At 72.6% G+C, this 19,316-nt stretch carries 19 protein-coding genes; 10 read left to right on the top strand and 9 right to left on the bottom strand.

Going from position 1 to position 19,316, the window contains the following annotated elements; translation table 11 throughout:
* Window positions 1-2: 2 nt before the first annotated feature.
* On the top strand, window positions 3-1,313 hold the full coding sequence (locus tag ACYU7L_RS23170) for a calcium-binding protein (protein WP_460801599.1): 1,311 nt from the start codon (window positions 3-5) through the stop codon (window positions 1,311-1,313).
* A gap of 78 nt (window positions 1,314-1,391) precedes the next feature.
* Here the strand turns inward: ACYU7L_RS23170 and leuA are convergent, their stop codons facing one another.
* Complete coding sequence (gene leuA, locus ACYU7L_RS23165; protein WP_460801596.1) at window positions 1,392-3,173, bottom strand: 2-isopropylmalate synthase; 1,782 nt, start codon at window positions 3,171-3,173, stop codon at window positions 1,392-1,394.
* Between the two features lie 205 nt (window positions 3,174-3,378).
* On the opposite strand from leuA, the gene malQ reads away from it, so the two are divergent.
* The 6 genes from malQ to ACYU7L_RS23135 all read left to right on the top strand — a co-directional run bounded on the left by malQ (window position 3,379) and on the right by ACYU7L_RS23135 (window position 10,167).
* A complete protein-coding gene (gene malQ / locus ACYU7L_RS23160) occupies window positions 3,379-5,247 on the top strand; it encodes a 4-alpha-glucanotransferase (protein WP_460801595.1) in 1,869 nt (622 codons plus the stop codon).
* 4 nt (window positions 5,248-5,251) lie between these two features.
* Window positions 5,252-5,743: a flavodoxin family protein gene (locus tag ACYU7L_RS23155; protein WP_460801593.1), complete on the top strand. Its 492-nt coding sequence runs from the start codon at window positions 5,252-5,254 to the stop codon at window positions 5,741-5,743.
* A 99-nt stretch (window positions 5,744-5,842) separates the two neighbouring features.
* Complete coding sequence (locus ACYU7L_RS23150; protein ID WP_460801591.1) at window positions 5,843-7,879, top strand: DUF11 domain-containing protein; 2,037 nt, start codon at window positions 5,843-5,845, stop codon at window positions 7,877-7,879.
* A gap of 97 nt (window positions 7,880-7,976) precedes the next feature.
* Window positions 7,977-8,837, top strand: a complete 861-nt coding sequence (locus tag ACYU7L_RS23145) for a septum formation family protein (protein ID WP_460801588.1) — start codon at window positions 7,977-7,979, stop codon at window positions 8,835-8,837.
* Entirely contained in the window at window positions 8,834-9,685 is an 852-nt protein-coding gene (locus tag ACYU7L_RS23140; RefSeq protein WP_460801585.1) for a septum formation family protein, read from the top strand. Before ACYU7L_RS23145 ends, ACYU7L_RS23140 begins: the two co-directional genes overlap by 4 nt.
* Entirely contained in the window at window positions 9,685-10,167 is a 483-nt protein-coding gene (locus tag ACYU7L_RS23135; protein ID WP_460801583.1) for an NUDIX hydrolase, read from the top strand. Before ACYU7L_RS23140 ends, ACYU7L_RS23135 begins: the two co-directional genes overlap by 1 nt.
* A 67-nt stretch (window positions 10,168-10,234) precedes the next feature.
* On the opposite strand, the gene era is transcribed toward ACYU7L_RS23135, so the two are convergent.
* The 7 genes from era to ACYU7L_RS23100 all read right to left on the bottom strand — a co-directional run bounded on the left by era (window position 10,235) and on the right by ACYU7L_RS23100 (window position 15,686).
* Window positions 10,235-11,164 carry a GTPase Era gene (gene era, locus ACYU7L_RS23130; RefSeq protein ID WP_460801581.1) on the bottom strand — a complete coding sequence of 310 codons (930 nt, stop codon included), beginning with the start codon at window positions 11,162-11,164 and terminating at the stop codon, window positions 10,235-10,237.
* Complete coding sequence (locus tag ACYU7L_RS23125) at window positions 11,161-11,955, bottom strand: siderophore-interacting protein (RefSeq protein WP_460801578.1); 795 nt, start codon at window positions 11,953-11,955, stop codon at window positions 11,161-11,163. The genes era and ACYU7L_RS23125 overlap by 4 nt, the downstream gene beginning before the upstream one ends.
* A 49-nt stretch (window positions 11,956-12,004) precedes the next feature.
* A complete protein-coding gene (locus ACYU7L_RS23120) occupies window positions 12,005-12,376 on the bottom strand; it encodes a cytidine deaminase (RefSeq protein WP_460801576.1) in 372 nt (123 codons plus the stop codon).
* The gene (locus ACYU7L_RS23115; RefSeq protein ID WP_460801573.1) at window positions 12,369-13,700 is read right to left on the bottom strand and encodes a hemolysin family protein; all 1,332 of its coding nucleotides are present in this window, start codon (window positions 13,698-13,700) and stop codon (window positions 12,369-12,371) included. Before ACYU7L_RS23115 ends, ACYU7L_RS23120 begins: the two co-directional genes overlap by 8 nt.
* A 10-nt stretch (window positions 13,701-13,710) precedes the next feature.
* Window positions 13,711-14,175: an rRNA maturation RNase YbeY gene (ybeY, locus tag ACYU7L_RS23110; RefSeq protein ID WP_460801571.1), complete on the bottom strand. Its 465-nt coding sequence runs from the start codon at window positions 14,173-14,175 to the stop codon at window positions 13,711-13,713.
* Window positions 14,172-15,212 (bottom strand): PhoH family protein, encoded by a 1,041-nt coding sequence (locus ACYU7L_RS23105; protein WP_460801569.1) that lies wholly within the window; start codon window positions 15,210-15,212, stop codon window positions 14,172-14,174. The genes ybeY and ACYU7L_RS23105 overlap by 4 nt, the downstream gene beginning before the upstream one ends.
* Window positions 15,213-15,335: 123 nt before the next feature.
* Window positions 15,336-15,686, bottom strand: coding sequence for a histidine triad nucleotide-binding protein (locus ACYU7L_RS23100; RefSeq protein WP_460801565.1), 351 nt, complete (start codon window positions 15,684-15,686; stop codon window positions 15,336-15,338).
* Between the two features lie 94 nt (window positions 15,687-15,780).
* Between ACYU7L_RS23100 and ACYU7L_RS23095 the strand changes: the two genes are divergently transcribed.
* The 3 genes from ACYU7L_RS23095 (at window position 15,781) to ACYU7L_RS23085 (ending at window position 18,511) form a co-directional block, all read left to right on the top strand.
* A complete protein-coding gene (locus ACYU7L_RS23095) occupies window positions 15,781-16,344 on the top strand; it encodes a SigE family RNA polymerase sigma factor (RefSeq protein WP_460801563.1) in 564 nt (187 codons plus the stop codon).
* Window positions 16,341-17,450 (top strand): Gmad2 immunoglobulin-like domain-containing protein, encoded by a 1,110-nt coding sequence (locus ACYU7L_RS23090; protein WP_460801561.1) that lies wholly within the window; start codon window positions 16,341-16,343, stop codon window positions 17,448-17,450. The genes ACYU7L_RS23095 and ACYU7L_RS23090 overlap by 4 nt, the downstream gene beginning before the upstream one ends.
* 65 nt (window positions 17,451-17,515) lie before the next feature.
* Window positions 17,516-18,511 carry a Gmad2 immunoglobulin-like domain-containing protein gene (locus ACYU7L_RS23085; protein ID WP_460801558.1) on the top strand — a complete coding sequence of 332 codons (996 nt, stop codon included), beginning with the start codon at window positions 17,516-17,518 and terminating at the stop codon, window positions 18,509-18,511.
* Between the two features lie 51 nt (window positions 18,512-18,562).
* On the opposite strand, the gene ACYU7L_RS23080 is transcribed toward ACYU7L_RS23085, so the two are convergent.
* Window positions 18,563-19,312 (bottom strand): 16S rRNA (uracil(1498)-N(3))-methyltransferase, encoded by a 750-nt coding sequence (locus ACYU7L_RS23080; protein WP_460801555.1) that lies wholly within the window; start codon window positions 19,310-19,312, stop codon window positions 18,563-18,565.
* Between the last annotated feature and the right edge of the window lie 4 nt (window positions 19,313-19,316).

Genomic DNA, 19,316 nt, shown 5'->3' with positions numbered 1-19,316 from the left:
CCATGGCAGGCGTCCGCAGGACCGCTCTCGCGATCGCCGCGCTCGTGCTCAGCGCGGTCCCCGCGGGCGCGGTCAGCTCCCAACCCCAGGCTCGGACCTGTCCCGACATCCCCGCCACGATCACCGGCACCCCGGGCGACGACCGGCTGGTCGGCACGCCGGGTGACGACGTCATCCACGGTCTCGGTGGACACGACACTCTCCTGGGCGGCGGCGGCAACGACATCATGTGCGGCGGTCCCGGCAGCGACGTGCTGCGCGGCGGAGCGGGCGACGACCAGCTGCACGGCGAGACCAACGGGCTGCGTCAGCCCTACCCCGACAATCCCCCCGACAACGTGGGCGACACCCTCGTCCCCGGGCCCGGCGACGACGTCGTCGTCCCGGGCCACGACGTCTCGCTCGACGAGGGGGGCGGCTTCACCCCCGACAGCATCAGCCTGCTCGGCGCGCCGGGCGGCGTGCGCGTCGACCTCGGCGCCGGCACGGCGTCCGGGGAGGGATCGGACAGGTTGCTGCTCGACGGCCGGGTCACGGTGATCGGCAGCGACCACGACGACGTCCTGGTGGGCTCCGCCGAGCGAGACGAGCTGGTGGGCGGGCTCGGCGACGACGAGCTGCACGGCCTGGAGGGAGACGATCGGCTGGAGGCCGACCCGGAGAGCTACGGCCGCTCCGGGCGTCCGCACGGCGATGACCGTGTCTACGGCGGGGAGGGCGATGACCGTGTCTACGGCGGGGAGGGCGATGACTCCCTCCAGTTGGGTGACGGTCACGACCTGGCCCGGGGTGGTCCGGGCGCCGACCTGATCACCCATGGCAGCGGCCGCGTCGACGTCCACGGCGGAGCCGGGCGCGACAACCTGGACCTGCAGATGGAGTTCGCGGCCGGCCAGCTGATCGACGGCGGCACCGGCAAGGACGAGCTCTATCTGTGGTCGATCACCGACGACGCCGGCACCAGGGTGATGCCGCGTGGACGCATCGACCTCCGGTCCGGACGGATCCGGATGGCCCTCGGCGACCGGGTCCGGGTGGGCCGGCTCGCCCGCATCGAGCGGCTGCGGGCGCCCGACGGCGTCTGGACCGTCCTCGGCACTCCCCGCGACGAGACCTTCTACGGGTCGATGCTCGCCTCCTCACGGCTGGTCGTGCGCGCCCGCGGCGGCAACGACGTCGTGAGCGGCACGCCCGGCGACGACGTGCTCGACGGTGGTCCCGGCCGGGACCGCGTCAGCGACGACCGCGGCCGGGACACCTGCCTCTCGTTCGAGCGCTACTACGGCGGACAGCGCTGCGAGATCAACCGCTGACCGCAGTCGGACCGGTCACTCGGTCGGCCCGGTCACTCAGTCGGCCCGGTCACTCAGTCGGCCCGGTCACTCAGTCGTTCAGGCGCGGTTGACCGCCGAGATGACCGCCTTGAGCGACGCCGTGACGATGTTGGGGTCGATGCCGATGCCCCACAGGATCTGGTCGCCGACCGCGCACTCGACGTACGCCGCGGCGAGGGCGTCGCCGCCGGCCGACAGGGCGTGCTCGTGATAGTCGAGGACGCGGACGTCGCCACGGCGGTCATAGGTCGGGTTGCCGGCCGCCTGCTCATCGGCCACGAGCCCGTTGAGCGCCTCGCAGAAGGCTGCGATGGGACCGTTCCCGGTGCCCTCGAGCTCGCGGCGCTCACCGTCGACGTAGACGTTGACGCGCAGCGCGTCCTTCTCCCCCGCAGCGGAGGAGGTGTGCACGGAGTTGAGCCGCAGCGGCGAGGTGCGCTCGAGGTACTCGGCGCGGAAGACTCCCCAGATCGCCTCGGGTGACATCTCGCCGCCCTCGGTGTCGGTGTGCTCCTGGATGACCCGGCTGAACTCGATCTGGGCCCGCCGCGGCAGGTCCAGCTTGTGCTCGGCCTTGAGGATGTAGGCGACACCGCCCTTGCCCGACTGGCTGTTGACCCGGATCACGGCCTCGTAGGACCGGCCGACGTCCTTGGGGTCGATCGGCAGGTAGGGGGCCTCCCAGGGGATCTCCGAGACCGGCTTGCCGGCCGCCGCGGCCTGGCGCTCCAGGTCCTCCAGCCCCTTCTTGATCGCGTCCTGGTGGGAGCCGGAGAACGCCGTGTAGACGAGGTCGCCGGCGTAGGGGTGCCGCGGGTGCACGGGCAGCTGCGTGCAGTACTCGACCGTGCGACGCACCTCGTCGATGTCGCTGAAGTCGATCTGCGGGTCGATGCCCTGGCTGAACAGGTTCATGCCCAGGGTCACCAGGCAGACGTTGCCGGTGCGCTCCCCGTGTCCGAACAGGCAGCCCTCGACGCGGTCGGCGCCGGCCATCAGACCCAGCTCGGTGGCCGCGACCGCCGTACCCCGGTCGTTGTGGGGGTGCAGGCTGATCGCGCTGTGCTCGCGCCGGGTCAGACCGCGGGAGAAGTACTCGATCTGGTCGGCGTAGGTGTTGGGCGTCGACATCTCGACAGTGGCCGGCAGGTTGAGGATGATCTCGCGCCCGGCCTCAGGCTGCCAGACGTCGGAGACCGCCTCGCAGACGTCGAGGGCGAAGTCGGTCTCGGACTGGGTGAAGATCTCGGGCGAGTACTGGTAGCCGAACTCCGAGATCGCGGCACCGAGATTCTGCTCGGCGTACTTCATCACCAGCTCGGTGCCCCGGGTCGCAATGCTGCGGCACTCGTCCTCGGTGACGCCGAAGACCACGCGCCGGAACAGCGGCGCGGTGGCGTTGTAGAGGTGCACGGTCGCCCGGTCCGCGCCGATCAGCGACTGCACGGTGCGCTCGATGAGGTCCTCACGCGCCTGGGTCAGCACCGAGATCCGCACGTCGTCGGGGATCCGGTCCTCCTCGACCAGCTGACGGACGAAGTCGAAGTCCGTCTGGCTGGCGCTGGGGAAGCCGACCTCGATCTCCTTGTAGCCCATCTTCACGAGCAGGTCGAACATCTTCAGCTTGCGCACCGGCGTCATCGGGTCGATCAGCGCCTGGTTGCCGTCGCGCAGGTCCGTGGAGAGCCAGCGAGGGGCCTGGGTGATCTTGGTGGCCGGCCAGGTGCGGTCCGGTACGTCGACCGGGACGAACGCGCGGTAGCGTTCTACGGGCATACCGCTGGGCTTCTGCTGATTGCTGGCGTTGCCCAGGTAGAACTTGTGGCTCAGGTGGTCCATTGGGGTGTCCTCGCTGATGGCTGACCGGGATGACACGGTCAGAGTGATCGGGGCGCCGGCAGGCAGCACACACTCCGCAGCGAGGAGGTCCGGCTGGTCAGACCTCGCTGCGGCAGCGAAGGAGAAGGCGTCGCATCGTCATGACGAAGACCACCTTAACGCATAGGACACAGAGGTCCCGGGCAATGTCGCAACCATGGATCCGATGAGCAGCCGACCCGACCCCGCGCGCGATCCCTGGCCCGATCCTTGGGCCATCCAGCAGGACTGGCACGACGCCAACGGGCGTCCCCAGCGTCTTCCGGACGCCACCGTCGAGCTGCTCAAGCAGGCGATCGGCGTCCCGCCGCAGGGCTGGGAGCAGCGGATCCCCGTGGTCACCGGACCGGGCCGCTCCACCGGCCTCGGCGCCGTCGAGGTCACCTGCGAGGACGGCACCGTCCGCAGCATCGACGACACCGTCCCGGACGACTTCCCGCTCGGCTACCACCGGATCACCGCCGGTGCCGCGTCCGGGCGCCGTCTCATCGTCTCGCCGGGTCGGTGCTGGCTGCCCGAGCACCAGGAGTGGGGCTGGGCGGTCCAGCTGTACGGCGCGCGCTCGCGCGCCAGCTGGGGCATCGGCGACCTTGCCGACCTCGGCCTGCTGCGCGAGTGGACCGACCGGATGGGCGGCGGGTTCCTGCTCATCAACCCGCTCCACGCCGTCGCCTTGACCCCGCCGTCCGAGGCGAGCCCCTACCTGCCCGCCACCCGACGCTTCCGCAACCCGGTCTACCTGCGCGTCGACGACGTGCCGGGCTACGACCCGAGCGACGGCTCGGTGCAGGAGCGCCGACGGCTGCTCAACGACACCGAACTCATCGACCGTGACGCGGTGTGGGAGCTGAAGCGGGAGGCGCTGGCAGCCGCGTTCGCCTCCGCCGACACCGCCGACGCCCGGTTCGTCCAGTGGCGCGCCGAGCAGGGCGAGGGGCTCGAGAGCTTCGCCACCTGGGCGGTGCTCGTCGACGAGCACGGCCCGAACTGGCGCACCTGGCCCGAGGGGCTGCGCCACCCGGGCACCCCCGAGGTGGCGGCGTTCCGCGGCGAGCACACCGACGAGGTCACGTTCCAGGCGTGGCTGCAGTGGCAGCTCGACGTCCAGCTGCGCAGCGCCACCGGCAGGACCACCGTGATCCAGGACCTCCCCATCGGCGTCTCCGGCAGCGGCTCCGACGCGTGGGCCTGGCAGGACGTGCTGGCCGACGCCATGACGGTGGGCGCGCCCCCGGACATGCTGAACTCGACCGGGCAGGACTGGGGCTCACCGCCGCTGGTGCCGTGGCGCCTGCAGCTCGCGGAGTACGAGCCCTTCATCGACGCCGTCCGCGGCACCATCGCCGGGGCCGGCGGCCTGCGCATCGACCACGTGATGGGGCTCTTCCGGCTCTGGTGGATCCCGCAGGGGCACGGCGCGACCGAGGGCGGCTATGTCGGCTATCCCGCCGAGGACCTGCTCGACATCGTGGCGCTGGAGTCCCACCGGGCCCGGGCGATCGTGGTCGGCGAGGACCTCGGCGTGGTGGGCCCCGGTGTGCGCGAGGCGCTCACGGAGCGCAACATCCTGTCCTACAAGGTGCTGTGGTTCGAGGACCAGGAGCCCCGCGACTGGCCCCCCTGCGCCCTCGGCGCCGTCACAACCCACGATCTCCCTACCGTGGCGGGGCTGTGGACCGGCTCCGACGCCGAGGACGCGCTGGCGACCACCACGATGACCCACGACGACGTGCACTCCGGCCGGCGCGAGCTGCTCGGCCGCCTGCGGCGACACGGACTCGCCGAGGATGCCTCGGTCCCCGAGGCTGTGGACGCGGCGTACGGCCAGCTGGGCCAGGCGCCCAGCCTGCTGCTGTCGGTGGCCCTCGAGGACGCCGTGCTCCAGGAGCACCGGCCCAACGTGCCTGGCACGGTGGAGCGCTCCAACTGGCGCGTCCCGCTGCCGCTGCACCTCGAGGAACTCGTCGAGTCCGACGAGGCGCTGCGACTGGCGCGACGCATGGACGAGGCGGTCCGCTCCCGCCGGAGCAGGTGACGCCGTGTCTCGACTGCTGATCGTCCACCACTCCCCCACGCCGACGGTGCAGGCGCTGACCGACGCCGTCGTCGCGGGGGCGCACGACGACGCGCTCGAGGGCGTGGACGTCGTCGTCCGCGAGGCCCTGAGCGCCGGTGCGGACGACGTCCTCTCCGCGGACGCGGTCCTGCTCGGGACCCCGGCCAACTTCGGCTACATGTCGGGGGCGCTCAAGCACTTCTTCGACACGATCTTCCTCCAGGCCGGAGGCGCGCTGAGTGACGACGGCTCCGGTGACTCCTCTGGCGGGACGGGCACGAAGACGCCCTTCGGACTCTGGGTGCACGGCCGCTACGACACCACGGGCGCGGTGCGCTCCGTGCTCTCGATCGTCGGCGCACTGGCCTGGCGCCAGGGCGCGGAGGTGCTCGAGGTGCTCGGCGACGTCGGCCCCGAGGAGCGGGACGCGGCCTACGAGCTGGGCGGCACGCTCGCGGCCCTCACGCTGGAGTGAGGGCCCTGGACCCTCACCTGGGCAAAGAACGTGCGTCATGCAGGCAAATTCGGCACTGAAGCACGTCTGAACCGCCCGCCTCGGGCGGAGAATCGTGGTATGACCCCCACGCTGTTCGGTGCCCGACAGCGGTCGCTTCCGGGCACCAGGATCTCGGTCTCCAGATGGTGCGTGCTGCTCCTGCTCCTCCCCCTCCTGGGTCCCGGGCTCACGGCAGCGCTCCTCCCCACGTCCGCCCGTGGCGCCACGGTCGCTGCGGTCTCCCACTGCCCCGCCGGCCACGACGGCTACACCGGCGTGGTCGTCGAGGGCAACCCCGTGGCGCGCACCGTGCCCGTCCGCGACACCCTGACCGGAACCGACCTCCCGGTCAGGGTCGTGGTCCGCGACATCGACGTCACCTTCACCGACGCGGCCACCGGCCTCCCCCTCGCGGTCACCTTCTGCATCAAGGCCAGCAACATCAACACCGGGCCGCTCGGCCCCAGCTCCTGGGGATCGACAGACGGGCTGATCGAGAACAAGCAAGGTGTCCCGCAGGACATCTCGCACCTGGTGCTCTACTCCGCCACCAGCACGACCCCACCCTCGGACGACGTCGCCGTGTCGGTCGACAAGTCCGTCGACAAGACGACAGCCGCACCCGGCGACGTCGTCACCTTCACCCTGACCGTCCGCAACGCCGGCCCCGGCCGTGCACGCGACGTCGTCGCCACCGACACGCTGCCCCCCGGCACGACGTACCGCTCGGCCGTCTCAGCCGCCGGCCCGTGCGAGAGCAGCGGGCAGAGCATCACCTGCCGGCTCGGCGACCTCGCCGCGGGCGCCGCCGCCACCGTGACGATCAAGGTAACGGTCGACCCGGTCGCCGCGGACGTGGACCCGGCGGCGGGCCATCAGCTCTCCGTGACCAAGATCGAGTCGCACCTCGCCGTCGCCGCCGGCACCACCGGCAGCTCCTCGGTGACCTGCCCGGCGGGCTACCTCGCCAGTGACGGCAGCGTCCGTCTCGACGCCGTCGACCAGGGCAGCGGCACGTTCGCCGACGCCGTCGTGCTGCGCAGCGCCCCCACCGCCGACGGCGACGGGTGGGCCGGCACGCTCCGCAACGACGCGACCGGGCAGGTCCAGGCCAAGGTCAACGCCGTCTGCGTCAGCCGGCGCACCACCAGCGGCGACGGCCACAGCCACGCCCTCGTGGTCTCTCCCCCTGAGACGAGCACCCGCACCTTCCCGCCCGGCACGACGGACATCGCGATCGGCTGCGGGACCGGCCGGGTCGCCGTGGCACCGGGGTTCACCCTCTCCGGCGAGGCCACCGTGGGGACCCGACGCGACGCCACCGGGTGGCGGTTCATCGTCACCACCCCCGCCGGCACGAGCTCCTCCGGGGTGACCGGGACCATCAGCGTCCGCTGTCTCTCGACCGCGCTCGACGTCACCCGGGGCCACAGCCACGAGCTCGCCCTCGGCGCGTCGTCCGGGACGGTCTCCGTGCCCGCCGGACAGGTCGCGGAGACCTCCCTGACCTGTGCCGACGGCTCCAAGGGCATCCTCGCCTGGGCCGACTTCCGCGGCACGGGCCTGGGCACCGACCCGCGCCCGGTCACCCGCGTCTACCGGTTCTACAACAGCACGGACACGACCCTCAGCGGCGACTACGGCCTGCTCTGTCTGGCCGTGCGGACGTCCGGCGAGCGCACCCGTGAGCGCGACCTCACCAACGTCGCCTCCGTCTCCACCACCAGCCACGACACCACCACCTCCGACGACAGTGACTCCGCCACCGTCCGGGTGGCCGCTCCTCCGGGTGCCGCCGGGATCACCGTGGCACGGCAGGCAGGCGTGGTGACCGTCGCCGGCCGGACGTCGGTCGCCCTCCGGGTCGCGGTCCGTCGCGGCGGCCCCGCCCGTCTCGAGCTGGTGTCGACGAAGCCGGTGGCGGGCACACGCCTGGATCGCGGCGACCGGCTCGCGGTCGGGGTCCTCACGCTGCGCGCCGGGCACCACACGCTGCGCCTCCGCCCGGTGCGTGCGGCGACCCGGGCGTTGCGCACCGGGGAGGTGGGCCGGGCCCGCCTCGTCATCGTCGCGGGCGCCGAGCGCAGGGTGCAGCCGGTGCGACTGGTGCGCTGACAGCGGCTGCACCGGGGCACGACCACCGAGGGGAGGTACGATCGCGGCGCTCCCCGATGACGGAGCCGTCCACGCGGCCGACAGCCGCGACGACCGAGTGCCTGTAGACCTGGGGAGGGCCGCGATCCCATCGCTCGCTCGGCGCTCCGGAGCGCGCCCACGCCTCACGCTGGCCACGCTCGGGGTCCTCGCCGCACTTGTCCTCACCGGCTGCTCCGCGGACAGCCCGGGCGAGAACGTCGACCCCGCCCAGGTCGACGCCGTCGAGGTGCCTCAGCTCGGTGCCTGCCGCATGCTCACCCCTGAGGACGTGGCCAAGCCGAGCAACGCGACCCGCACCGTCGACTGCAGCGAGCCCCACACCGCGGAGACCTATGCGGTCGGGACGCTGCCCGGGGAGTACGACGACGTCGGCTACGACGACGCGGAGCTCGGCCGGTTCGCCTACCGGACCTGCAGCGACGCCTTCGAGAAGTTCCTCGGCACCGAGGAGAGCACGGTGATGCGCTCGATCGTCAGCTGGGCCTGGTTCCGCCCCTCCGAGCAGGCCTGGGAGGACGGCGCCCGCTGGTATCGCTGCGACATCGTCGGCGGCGGAGAGCAGAGCAAGGAGTACGTCGAGCTGCCCGAGACCGCCGAGGCGCTGCTGCGGGGCCAGGCCCCCGACGACCGGTGGATGGTGTGCGCCGAGGGGCCGACCGTGTCCGGCTCGGTCAAGGTCCCCTGCTCCGATCCCCACGACTGGCGCGCCGTCAGCACCGTCAAGCCCGGGGGCGATGACGAGCCCTACCCGGGGGACCGCGTCGTCCAGGTCCGCACCCGTGACTTCTGCTCGGCGTCGGTGCGCGCCTACGTCGGCTACGCCGTGGACTACGACTTCGGCTTCACCTGGTTCGGCAAGGGCGAGTGGGAGGCCGGCAACCGCCGCTCGATCTGCTGGGCGAGGACGAGCACGTGAGCCGCCCGTCCCGGCTCCCGCGCTGGTCCCGGGGACAGGTCGGACGGCTGCTGGCGGGGCTGGTCCTCGCCGGCGGTCTCCTCAGTGGGTGCAGCGACGACGACGGCCCCGAGGCCTCGCCGCCCCCGCCGCCACGCACGTCGCCCACCGCGGCCCCGCCGGCCCCGACGCCTGCCACGGGCGCCTGCACCCAGCTGGACTACGACGAGGCGCTCTCCCCGACCGTGCTCGTCGAGCCGTCGCCGTGCCGACAGCCCCACACGGCGCAGACCGTCCACGTCGGGCGCCTGGACGCGCTGCTCGACGGGCACCTGCTCGCCGTCGACGCCGAGCGTGTGCAGGCCCAGGTGGCCGCCGACTGCCCGCGCCGGGTGCAGCGGTTCCTCGGCGCCTCGACCGAGCAGCTGCGCCTGAGCGTGCTGCGCGCGGTCTGGTTCTCCCCCACCGTCGAGCAGTCCGACGCCGGTGAGGACTGGTATCGCTGCGACGTGATCGCCGTGTCCCGCGAGCGGACCCTCGCCCCGCTCACCGGCCGTCTGCGGGGGATCCTCTCGCAACCTCAGGGGCGCAGCCGCTGGGGCACGTGCGGGACCGCCGAGCCCGGCACGCCCCGCTTCCGACGGGTGGTGTGCACCGCCGAGCACTCGTGGCGCGCCGTCGCCACGCTCGACCTCCCCGGGCGCCGCTATCCCGGGGCCGCGGCTCGCTCCGACGGGCAGGCGGCCTGTGAGGACGCCGCCCGCGAGGTCGCCGACGACCAGCTCAACTACCGCTGGGGCTATGAGTGGCCGACCTCGGCCCAGTGGCAGTCCGGCCAGCGGTACGCCGTGTGCTGGGCGCCCGACTGATGGGGCCCCACACCGCCGTCGGGCGGCCGGCCGGGCTCATCACCACTGCCGCCATCTGCTTCGTCGACGCGGGCCGGGTGCTCGGCGTCCGCAAGGCCACCAGCCCCCGCTTCCAGCTGCCGGGAGGCAAGCTCGACCCGGGCGAGACGGCGCTGGACGCCGCCCTGCGCGAGACGCGCGAGGAGATCGGCGTGACCTGCGACCCGGACTCGCTCACGCTGCTGGGCCACTTCACCGAGGTCGCCTCCAACGAGCCCGGGTGTCTGGTGGAGGCGACGGTGTGGGTGGGCCGGCTCGCCGGCCAGCACCCGGTGCCCGCCGCGGAGATCGCCGAGGTGCGCTGGCTCCCCCTGGCCGAGCAGACCGCAGCGGAGGACGCGACAACCGAGGACACCGCAGCCGAGGGCACCGCGGCCGGCGTCCAGATCGCCCCGCTGCTGGTGCGCCAGGTCCTGCCCGCCCTGCGCGCGTCGTACCCCTGACGCGCCGACCCGTCACTGCCTCGACGTCTTCTCCGCGTGTCGCCCGCACGAGTGACGGGTCGCGGGCCTAGAAGCCGAGCTTGCGCAGCTGACGGGGGTCGCGCTGCCAGTCCTTGGCGATCTTCACGCGCAGGTCGAGGTAGACCGGCGTGCCGAGGAGCGCCTCGATCTGCTTGCGGGACGCGGTGCCGACCTCGCGCAGCCGGGCGCCCTTGTGGCCGATCATGATCCCCTTCTGGGAGTCGCGCTCGACGTAGAGGTTGGCGTGGATGTCGAGCAGCGGCTTGTCGTCCGGGCGTCCCTCACGCAGCCCCATCTCCTCGACGACCACGGCGATCGAGTGCGGCAGCTCGTCGCGCACGCCCTCGAGGGAGGCCTCGCGGATCAGCTCGGCGACGATCGCCTCCTCGGGCGCGTCGCTGAGGTCGCCGTCCGGATAGAGCTGCGGGCCCTCGGGCAGCAGACCGACCAGCAGGTCCTCGAGCAGCTTGACCTGGTCGCCGGCCACCGCGGAGACCGGCACGATCTCGGCCCACTCGGTGCCCGTCTCGGCGCCGAGCCGCTGGATGTCGAGCAGGTGGTTCGCGATCTGCTCGGGCGTCGCCAGGTCCGTCTTGGTCGCGATGGCGACCTTGATCGTGCGCTTGATCTTGCCCATCTCGTTGACGATGAAGCGGTCGCCGGGACCGATCTTCTCGTTGGCGGGGAAGCACACCGCGACCACGTCGACCTCGGCCAGCGTGGTCTTGACGAGGTCGTTGAGCCGCTCCCCGAGCAGGGTGCGGGGACGGTGCAGACCGGGGGTGTCGACGAGGATCAGCTGGGCGTCGGGGCGGTGCACGATGCCACGCACGACCGTCCGGGTGGTCTGCGGCTTGGAGCTCGTGATCACCACCTTGCTGCCGACGAGCGCGTTGGTGAGGGTGGACTTCCCGGCGTTGGGCCTGCCTACGAACGAGGCGAACCCGCTCTTGTGCGCGAACTTGCTCTCGGTCATGGTCGTGCCTCTCCGTCGGTGGCGGCGTCGTAGTCCGCCCAGATCTCTGCGTTGCTCTTGCCGGCGGCCCGACCGGCGCGGTGGATGGGGCCGGGATCCACCGCCCGGGGCTGGCGCTGGTGTCCCCCGCCCCGCCAGTAGCCCATCACGTCGTACGACGTGGTCGGGAGCCGGCGGACCCGCATCAGGTGCTTGCGGATCGCCCGCATCTGGGCCGACTCGCCGGCCATCCAGAAGTACCCCGCGCCTTCGGGCCAGTCGATGCCCTCGACCACCGCGGCCAGCGCGCTCTCGGCCTCGGCCGGGGGGCTCAGCCAGGTCACGTCGAGGCCGGCCGGCAGATAGTCCGCCAGCTCGTCCGGCACCTCCGCCCAGGTGCGCAGCTCGAGTCCCGGACGGGCGACGGACTCGGTGATGCGCGCCATCGCGGGCAGCGCGGTGAGGTCGCCGACCAGCAGCACCCAGGCGGCGTCGTCGGGCATCGCGAACGAGCCCTTGGCCTCGGTGACGGTGACGGTCTCCCCCACGCACCCGCCGCGGGCCCACTCGGTGACCAGTCCGGTCTGGTGCACGACCACGTCGAGGACCATCTCAGCGCCGTCCCAGCTGCGCACGGTGTAGTAGCGGCTCTGGAACTGGCCGGGCACGATCAGCCCGATCCACTCGTCGAGGATCCCGGTGCTACGGAAGTCCGCCAGACCGGGGCCGCCCAGCACGAGGCGGACCAGGTGCTCGGAGAGCTGCTCGCGGCGCAGCACCTGCGCGTCGTACGTCAGGGCTCGGGTGCTCACCGGCCAAGGTTAGGGCGTCGCACGCCCGCCCCCTAAACCACCGGCCCCGTCAGGAGCGGTACGTCGCGGCGAGCGCGCCCTTCGCGTCGCCCAGGTGCACCGGGACCCCGGCGCCGGCGAAGTCGGTGATCGCGGCCAGATCCAGAGCGGTCGGCTGGACCGCCTCACCGAGCAGCACGGCCGCCTCGAGCCCCCGCGACCCGGAGGCGAGGGCCATCGCGACGCAGACCTGCAGCGCGGAGAGGCTCAAGGAGGGCAGGTCCACCGTGGCGGCGGCGTAGGTGCGCCCGTCGCTGTCGCGCACGGCGGCGCCCTCGGCGGCCCGGACCCGGGCACGGGTCGAGCGGGCCAGCGTGACGAGCTTCTGGTCCTCGGCGGCGAGCGGCTGCGGCGCCGGCTCGGGAGCGGGGGTGTCAGGCATGGGCGCCAGGGTAGTGCTCGACCCGCTCGGCGCTGTCCTCGGTCGCCTCCGGCTCGGCCTGGACCGGGCTGATCAGCACCGTCGAGATCCGGTTGCGGCGACCGGTCGGCGCCTCGGCCTCGAAGCGCAGACCGTGCGCGACGACGCTCGATCCGGGGATCGGGACGCGGCCGAGGTGCTTGGCCATCAGGCCTCCCACGCTGTCGACGTCCTCGTCCTCCACGTCGATGCCGAAGAGCTCGTCGAGGTCGTCGATCGGGTAGCGCGACGAGACCCGGGTGAGCCCGGAGGGGAGCGCCTCGACCTCGATGCCGGCCTCGTCGTACTCGTCGGTGATCTCGCCGACGATCTCCTCGAGGATGTCCTCGATCGTGATCAGCCCGGCGGTGCCGCCGTACTCGTCCACGACGACGGCGATGTGCTGGCGGCGGGCCTGCATCTCCGAGAGCAGCTCGTCGACCGGCTTGGAGTCGGGGACGAAGTGAGCCGGTCGCATCCGGGTCTCGATGCGCTCGGTGATGTCGATGCCGGGCTCCTCGAACTCCCGCTGCGCGACGTCCTTGAGGTAGGCGAAGCCGACGATCTCGTCGAGGTTCTCCCCGACCACCGGCAGCCGGGAGAAGCCGCTGCGCAGGAAGAGGCTCATCGTCTGGCGCAGGTTCTTGTAGCGCTCGATGTAGACCACGTCGGTGCGCGGGACCATCACCTCGCGGGCGGAGGTGTCGCCCAGCTCGAAGACCGAGTGGATCATCCGGCGCTCGCCGGACTCGATCACCGCCGACGCCTCGGCGAGGTCGACGAGCTCGCGCAGCTCGGTCTCGGTGGAGAACGGCCCCTCGCGGAAGCCCTTGCCGGGGGTGATCGCGTTGCCGACCAGGATCAGCAGCCGCGGCAACGGCCCGAGCACGGTCGTGACGACGCTCAGCGGCAGCGCGGAGAGCAGAGCGATCCGCTCGGAGTGCTGACGGCCGAGCGTCCGCGGCGCGACCCCGATGACCACGAAGGAGACCACGAGCATCGAGCCGGTCGCAACCAGCACGGTGGGCAGCCAGTCGCCGTCGAAGCCGTCGTGCACCTGCAGCGCCACGAGCACGATCGCGGAGGTCTCGCACAGCAGCCGGAGCAGCAGCGCGGTGTTGAGGTAGCGCGGCGGGTCGTCGAGGAGCGTGAGCAGCCGCTTGGCGCCCGGACGGCCCTCGTTGACCAGCTGCTCGGCGCGCGCGTGCGAGAACGCGCCGACCGCCGCGTCCGCGGCGGAGAAGAGGCCCGCGAGGAGCACGAGTGCGGCAGCGGAGAGCACCAGCCACACGTCATGGGGGCTCATCGTCGCCCGCTCAGGCCCCGGGCCCGGACCCGGCTCGCCACGCGGCGAGCAGCTCGTCCTGGAGGCCGAACATCTCCTTGTGCTCCTCGGGCTCGGCGTGGTCGTAGCCCAGGAGGTGCAGGATGCCGTGCGTCGTGAGCAGCTCGATCTCGGCGAGCTTGCCGTGTCCGGCGCTCTCGCCCTGCCGCGCGGCGATGTCGGGGCACAGGACCAGGTCGCCGAGCACGCCCTCCTCGGGCTCCTCGTTGACCAGGCCGGGGCGCAGCTCGTCCATCGGGAAGGCGAGGACGTCGGTGGGTCCCTCCTTCTCCATCCACTGCTCGTTGAGCTGCGCGATCGTGGCCTCGTCGACGGCCTTGATGCACAGCTCCGCCAGCGGGTGGACGCGCATCCGGTCCATCACGAAACGGGCCAGCGAGGACAGGTGGGCGACGTCGAGCTCGTGACCCGACTCGTCGAGGATCTCGATGCTCATCGACGCACGTCCCGGACCTCGCCGCGCGCGTCGGCCTCGTCGTAGGCCGCCACGATCTTGCCGACCAGGCGGTGCCGGACGACGTCGGAGCTGGTGAGGCGGTTGAAGACGATGTCGTCGACCTCGCCGAGGATCCCCTCGATCACCCGCAGTCCCGACTTCACTCCCCCGGGCAGGTCGACCTGCGTGACGTCGCCGGTGACCACGATCTTGGAGCCGAAGCCGAGCCGGGTCAGGAACATCTTCATCTGCTCGGGGGAGGTGTTCTGCGCCTCGTCGAGGATGATGAACGCGTCGTTGAGGGTGCGTCCGCGCATGTAGGCCAGCGGAGCCACCTCGATGGTGCCGGCCGCGAGCAACTTGGGGATCGTCTCGGGGTCGATCATGTCGTGCAGCGCGTCGTAGAGCGGACGCAGGTAGGGGTCGATCTTCTCGCTCAGCGTGCCCGGCAGGAACCCGAGCCGCTCCCCGGCCTCGACGGCGGGCCGGGTCAGGATGATCCGGGTGACCTTCTTGGCCTGCAGCGCCTGGACCGCCTTGGCCATCGCCAGGTAGGTCTTGCCGGTGCCGGCCGGGCCGATGCCGAAGGTGATCGTGTGCTTGTCGATGGAGTCGACGTAGCGCTTCTGGTTGAGCGTCTTGGGCCGGATCGTGCGCCCGCGGTTGGACAGGATGTTGAGGCTCAGCACGTCGGCGGGCCGCTCGGTGGTCTCGGCGCGCAGCATGCTGATCGCCCGCTCGACGGTCTCGGGGGTGATTCCCTGACCGGTGCGGATGATCGTGACCAGCTCGTCGAGCAGTCGCTCGGCCAGGGCGACCTCGCCGGGCTCGCCCTCGAGGGTGATGCGGTTGCCGCGCACGTGGATGTCGGCGGCGAAGGAGCCCTCGACAAGGCCGAGGTGCTCGTCGCCTGGCCCGAGGAGGCTGACCATGTTGATGCTGGCGGGGACCGTCACCGTGTGGACCACGTGGGTCGAGTCGCCCCGGGTCGAGTCGCCCTGGTGGTTGCCCTGCTGTTGGCGCTGCGTGTCAGTCATGGATGCCCGGGCGGGCGGCCTTCCTGTTGGCGGTCGGGAGGCGCCGCGCGGTCGCGGGGCCACCTCCATGCTACGGGGTTCAAGGCACGCGGAGCCCGCGAGATTCCCGACCGCGGAGCGACGTCAGCCGGGCGGCCAGGAGAGCGGCCGACCGCCGAGCACGTGCAGGTGGGTGTGGAACACCGTCTGGCCGGCTGCGGCGCCGGTGTTGAACACCGTGCGGTAGCCGCCCTCCAGGCCCTCCGCGTCGGCGATCTCGGCCGCCGCCGTCATCAGGTCGACGAACACGGTCGGCTCGGCGGCGGCCAGGGACGCCGCGTCCGCGTGGTGGCTGCGCGGCACGACCAGCACATGGGTGGGTGCCTGGGCGTTGACGTCCCGGAAGGCGACGGTGGTCTCGGTCTCGTGCACGACCGTCGCTGGCACCGCGCCCGCGACGATCCCGCAGAAGAGGCAGTCCTCGGAGGCGTTCATGTCGCCCACTCTAGGGGCGTGTCAACCGCATCCGGAGGCTGCGCGTCCCACTAGCGTGATGACCCATGCGCCCCTCACGTCTCGGAGCCCCGCGGTGACCCCGCCAGGTGACTCCGCGACCCCCGGGCCTCCGGCGAGCGGAGGGCCGGCGTCGTGGGACGCCGACACCGCCCTAGAGCAGCTGTACGCCGCCCACTGGCGGCAGCTGGTCCGGCTCTCGGTGCTGCTCGTGCGCGAGCCTGCCACCGCCGAGGAGGTCGTGCAGGACGCGTTCGTCGCGGTCCACGCCCACTGGTCACGGCTGCGCGACCCCGACAAGGCACTGGCCTACCTGCGACAGAGCGTCGTGAACCGCTCACGCTCGGTGCTGCGTCACGGGGTGGTCGTCGACCGGCATGTGCGGCGCGAGGCCGCGGCACCTCCCCTGGCGACCCCCGGCGCCGACGCCGCGGCGCTGGCCACCGCTCGCCGTACGGCCGTGCTGGAGGCGATGCGCGCGCTGCCGCAGCGCCAGCGCGAGGTGCTGGCGCTGCGCTACTACCTCGACCTCTCCGAGGCCGAGATCGCGGCCACTCTCGAGATCAGCCGCGGCGCGGTCAAGAGCCACGCCTCCCGCGGAGCGGCCGCGCTGCGCCCGCTCCTGGAGGACCAGCGATGACCGACCCCACTCCCCACGAGGACGCGTCCCTGCGCGAGCTGCTCTCCGACGCTGTGTCGGACATCGAGCCCGGGCACCGCCTCGACTTCATCCGCAACCGAACGAAGGTGACTCCCATGAGCAAGCGACGTCCCTGGCTGTACGCCGTCGGCGGCGCCGCCGTCGCTACCGCAGCCGTGATCGCCGCGGTCGCGGTGATCGGCTCCGACCTCACCGGCAAGGACGACGCCCCGGTCTCCTCCTCCCCCGACGCCACGCCCCCGGCGACCACCGCCGACGAGCCCACCGAGGCTCCCTCGACCTCCTCGACCGAGGTGCCGGATACGACGTTCACCGTGCCGGTGTACTTCCGGGGCGAGGCGGCCCAGGGGCCGCGGCTGTTCCGCGAGTTCCAGAAGACCAGCGGGGCCGACGCCGCCCTCGCCGCGACGACCCTGGCCGTGACGGGTGCGGCCGACGACCCCGACTACGGCAGCGACTGGCCCGCCGGGGTCTCGGTGCGCGAGGTCACCGTCGACCCCGACTCCGACCCCGACTCCGACACCGACTCTGGGACCACGGACGTGGAGCTGGTCACCGTCGACCTCGACCCCGGCGACGCCGGCGATCTCCGCGAGCGACCGCAGGGCATGTCGAAGCAGGAGGCGTCGCTCGCGATCGAGCAGGTGCTCTACACCGTGCAGGCCTCGCTGCAGGAGCGCGCTCCCGTGCAGCTGCTCGTCGACGGGCAGCGCAGCGACACGATCCTCGGGGTGCCGACGGCGGAGCCACTCGCCCAGGGCGAGCAGCTCGACGTCCTCGCACTGGTGAACATCACCGACCCCACCGAGGGCGCCACCGTCTCCGGCTCGTTCACCGCGACCGGCGTCGCCAGCTCGTTCGAGGCCACCGTCCCGTGGCAGATCCGGCAGGGCGAGAAGGTTGTCGACAGCGGGTTCACCACCGCCGAGGGCTGGATGGACAAGCTCTATCCGTGGACGGCCTCGATCGACGTCTCGGCCCTCGAGCCCGGGGAGTACACCTTCGTGGCGATGACCGACGACCCCACCGGTGGCAGCGAGGGCTTCGGCCCCACCGAGGACACCCGAACGATCGTGGTCGAGTGATGAGTCGCTCCCCAGCCATCCGCCCCAAATCCGGCCGCCCCGCATCCGTCCGGACCGTCTCGCTCGTGGCCGCCGCCACCCTGGGCCTGTCTCTCCTGGCCGGGTGCGGTGACGACTCCGACAGCCGGGCCGAGTCCCCGCCGCCCAGCTCGCCGGCGGAGGCGACCACGAGCCCCGCCCCCGAAGCCAGCGCCGAGGCCAGTCCGGGAGCCGGCCCGAAGCAGCCGGCTCGCACCGGGTCCGCGCGCCCCGGCGCGGGCAAGAAGCAGGCTCCCGGGATCGCGCGTCGACGCGGCCCGGTCACCCCGCCCGACACCGTCTCGGTGCCGGTGTTCTTCGTCGGGGACGCCCCGGGAGGGCCGCGGCTGTTCCGTGAGATGCGGGCCGTGGACGCGGCCGATCCGCTCACGGCCGCGGCCGCTCTGACCACCTCCGGCGAGGCCCTCGACCCCGACTACCGCTCCCTCTTCTCGGCGGGCTCGGTGAGCAGCGTCGGCTTCGACGGCTTCGGCCGCCGGGGCGTCTACACCGTCCGGCTGGCCGATCGGAGGTGGACCGAGCGGCCAGCGGGGATGAGTCGTCGTAGCGCCAACCTCGCCGTGCAGCAGCTCGTCCGCACCCTCCACGGAGCCGGCCGCTCCCGCTCCCGCGTGGTGTTCTCCGTGGGGTCCGAGCAGGTCCCGCTCTTCGGCGTCCGGCGCGCCCGGGGCTTCCGGGCCGCGCCACCGCTCGACGTGCTCGCCCTCGCCAACATCACCTCTCCGTCTCAGGGCATGACGGTGCGGGGCTCGTTCACGGCCCGCGGTCTCGCCAGCTCGTTCGAGGCCACCGTGCCGTGGGAGCTGCGGCGCCGCGACAAGGTCGTCAGGTCCGGCTTCGCCACCGCGTCGGGGTGGATGGACAAGCTCTACCCGTGGCAGGCCGAGGTCGACGTCTCCGGGCTCGCCCCCGGGAGGTACACCTTCGTCGCCTTCACCGACGACCCGACGGGAGAGGGGCCCTCACGCGAGGGCGTGGGTCCCACCCGCGACACCAAGACGGTGGTCGTCCGCCCTCGTTGATCGAGCAGGGCGCGCAGCGCTCGACGTCGAGATCAGGCCCGAACGTCGAGATCAGGCCCAGCGCGGGGACCCGGCCAGCAGCGCGGCGCACGCGGCCACCCCGGCGGTGGAGGTGCGCAGCACCTCGCGCCCCAGGCGCACCGAGCGCGCGCCGGCGGCCGCGAACGCCTCGATCTCGTCGTCGGCCACGCCCCCCTCCGGCCCGACCACGAGTACGACGCGCCCGCCGGCCGGCAGGGCGAGACCGGCCATCGGCTCCGCGGCCTCCTCGTGCAGCACCAGGGCGAGGTCGGCGGAGCCCAGCAGCGCGACGACGTCGGCGGTGGAGGCGAGCTCGTGGACCTCCGGGAACCAGCTGCGCCGCGCCTGCTTGGCCGCCTCGCGGGACGTGGCCCGCCACTTGGCCAGCGACTTGGCGGCGCGCTCTCCGCGCCAGACCGCGACGCTGCGCGAGGCCGCCCAGGGCACCACGACGTCGACGCCGATCTCGGTCAGCATCTCGACCGCCAGCTCCCCGCGGTCGCCCTTCGGGAGCGCCTGCACCACGACCAGCTCAGGGGCGGGCCGGGCGACGAGGTCCGTCCCCAGCACGGTCACGGCGAAGACCCGCTTGCCGGTGCTGACGACCTCGCCGGTGACCGCCGTACCGGCACCGTCGGTGAGCACGACCTGCTCGCCGACCCGCAGCCGGCGCACGGCGACCGCGTGATGGGCCTCGTCGCCGGTCACCTCGACGAGCCGGCCGGCCTCGGGGGTCCCCGAGGCCGCCAGCTCCGGCACGTGGTGGACCGGCAGCGTCATCGTG

This window comes from Nocardioides pacificus (assembly GCF_054775955.1).
The sequence above is the reverse complement of the archived record's forward strand: the minus strand, read 5'-3'. Positions and strand labels throughout refer to the sequence as shown.